This window comes from Chloroflexota bacterium (assembly GCA_018825785.1).
GTDB lineage: Bacteria > Chloroflexota > Dehalococcoidia > JACVQG01 > JAHKAY01 > JAHKAY01.
This window is the reverse complement of sequence record JAHKAY010000031.1, coordinates 1-2,325: the sequence shown is the minus strand read 5'-3', so window position 1 is coordinate 2,325 and position 2,325 is coordinate 1. Positions and strand designations below refer to the sequence as shown.

3 protein-coding genes and 1 tRNA gene are annotated in these 2,325 nt (G+C 61.5%); all 4 read left to right on the top strand.

Features of this window, described 5'->3' with window-relative positions; genetic code table 11:
* Positions 1-264 (top strand): integrase core domain-containing protein (locus tag KJ624_04885; GenBank protein MBU2009162.1); only part of this gene is annotated, 264 nt, incomplete at its 5' end.
* Positions 265-516: 252 nt separating this feature from the next.
* Positions 517-598: transfer RNA gene (locus KJ624_04880), tRNA-OTHER, on the top strand.
* 306 nt (positions 599-904) lie between these two features.
* Positions 905-1,501 (top strand): M73 family metallopeptidase, encoded by a 597-nt coding sequence (locus KJ624_04875; protein ID MBU2009161.1) that lies wholly within the window; start codon positions 905-907, stop codon positions 1,499-1,501.
* Positions 1,502-1,560: 59 nt separating this feature from the next.
* On the top strand, positions 1,561-2,325 hold a 765-nt coding region (locus KJ624_04870; protein ID MBU2009160.1), incomplete at its 3' end, for a signal peptidase I.

The following is a 2,325-nucleotide window of genomic DNA, read 5'->3' as shown; positions in this document are numbered from 1 at the left end:
GAGCGGCTGTGGCGCACGGTCAAGTACGAGGAGGTGTATCTGAAAGCATACCAGGATGGCAGAGAGGCCAGGACCGGGATCGGGGACTACTTCCGCTTCTACAACACCCAGCGTCCCCACCAGGCCCTGGGCTACCGGACACCGGGAGAGGCGTACGTCTCAATCCCTATGGAAGCTACGGAAGGAGGTGTGGTAGAATCTTCAACACCAAGCAGTCTGAGGACGGCAGGGCCCGCTCTTAATATGGCCTCTTCCCTGTCCTAACAATGGGGTCCACCTCAGAGGCCATCCCCTGGGTTTTCTTCCTCAGAGTACGGCCGCTGCCCTTAGCCGGGTTGCGCCGTCGCTTCTCCCGCCTTATCTCTTCGGGGACTCGGTACCTTGACAGGATTAGCCCTTTCGCTTCCTCCCCGGCACGGACTACGGCGAAGGGATCGAGCTGAGAGTGCAGGAATGCCCTCGCCTGGAGAGACCGGGGATTGGAGAAAGCGTCTCGTACCCCTGGCAGGTAGCCATCCACGATGCGCCCAATGCGGTTCTTTCGGGCGACGGCTTCCCTGTGAGCCGCAGAGCGGAGGTTCGATCCCTCTCCGTGGCTCTGTGTCCCCCGCAGGGGGTCCCAAAGAGGGAATATGCTCCCCGACTGAATCCCCCCCCCGCCTGAAGTGATATACCCAATGTTGTGCCCCTCAGCTTTGCTATGGCTGTGAATTCTCTGGCAACTCTAGGAAGAATGGCCCCCTTCCCCAAGAGGTAATGGGGGTAAAAAGTCCCATCCCTTAACCACATCTTTATCAAGCTTGACCGTCTCTTTGCCATAGCTTACCCCCTTCAGGGCCTTTCTCAACCCCCTTCTTAATCCTCATGTGTTTCTATGGAGTCATACCAAAAAAGGAGGTGTCGAATGCAAGGCAAAAGTCTAGTCCGTCGGGTCCTGTGGGGTTTCCTGCTCATCGGAGCGGTGTCAACCATGTTCATGTTGGGGGCCATGGCCGTCTTCACTGACCAGGCGACCAGCCCGGCCAACGCCTTCACGGCGGGCACGGTGGACGTAGCCCTTACCCCGGCTACGGCGATGTTCACCGTTACCCAGATGGCCCCGGGGAATGTGAACTACAGCGGGCTCCAGGTGACCAATAGCGGCAACCTGGCGCTGCGCTATGCCATGACCACAACCCCGGATGGCTCCAGCGCCCTGGACGAACAGCTTGATCTCACCATTGATGTGGTGACGGGTGCGGGGCTGGATGGCACCTGGTACACCGCCGACGATACCGTAGGGGAGGCCGCCATCTACGGCGCGGACGGGGTCCTGTCGGCAGCGGCCTTCGGCAACCCGACCCAGGGTAACCAGGCCGGCGACCGGAACCTGGCTGCTTCGGGGAGCGAGAGGTTGCGGTTCAAGGTCACCCTGCCCGTGGGCACAGGCAACGCCTACCAGGGGACCAGCGCTACCGTGGCCTTCGTCTACGACGCCGAGCAGACCACCAACAACCCGTAGTAGGCTAGAGATTGTTCCCGGGGGGAGGGCAACCTCCCCCCGGGGAGAAGGGGGCGAAAGTGAAACCAGGCACTCCCACAAAAATAGCCGGAATTGCCGTTAACGCCTTCCTGGTCCTGGTCCTCCTGGCCCAGGCCTTCTTTCTCCTGGCACCCCGGCTCACCGACTTGAAGTTCCTCACCGTTATCGGCGGGAGCATGAGCCCGGCCATCCCCCTGGGCGCGGTGATAGCCGTAAGGCCCGTGGACGCCGCCGAAATCCAAGTAGGTGACATCATCGCCTACAACTCCTCGGACCCAGCCCGCTCCACCCTGAGGGTCGTCCACAGGGTAGTGGCCATAGAGACCGACGCCAACGGGTCCCTGAACTTCATCACCAGGGGGGATGCCTCGGGGAGCGAAGACATAGATGTGACGTCGGAGGCGAACGTGATTGGGCGGTCGTGGTTCAGTATCCCCCTGCTGGGATATCTCTGGTCCTATGTCCGGACCCCCTGGCTTTTCATCCTCCTGGTTGCCGTCCCGGGAATTGCCATCATCGCCCTGGAGGGGGCGGGACTCATAGCCTATCTCCGGAGGCGTCAAGGGCCGCTGCCCTTCCCAGGGCAACTGGGGATAACAGCAGTGCCCCTTGCCAGGGAAACGCCGGCAGGCAGAGTCATGTTCCCTGCAACGGTGAGAAAAGGACGGCTCCCCCGCCAAGGACAGAAAGAGAGGGCTCTGCCGCAAAGCAAGGCCAGCCTGAAGGGCCGAAGTGCATCGCCGCGGGCTACCATCCATCTCCCTGCCATGCGGGAGAGAGCGACGGCCCTGCCGCAAAGCAAG

Coding starts and splice junctions, on each gene's coding strand:
- KJ624_04875 (MBU2009161.1), top strand. CDS start 905: ATGCAAGGCAAAAGTCTAGTCCGTCGGGTCCTGTGGGGTTTCCTGCTC.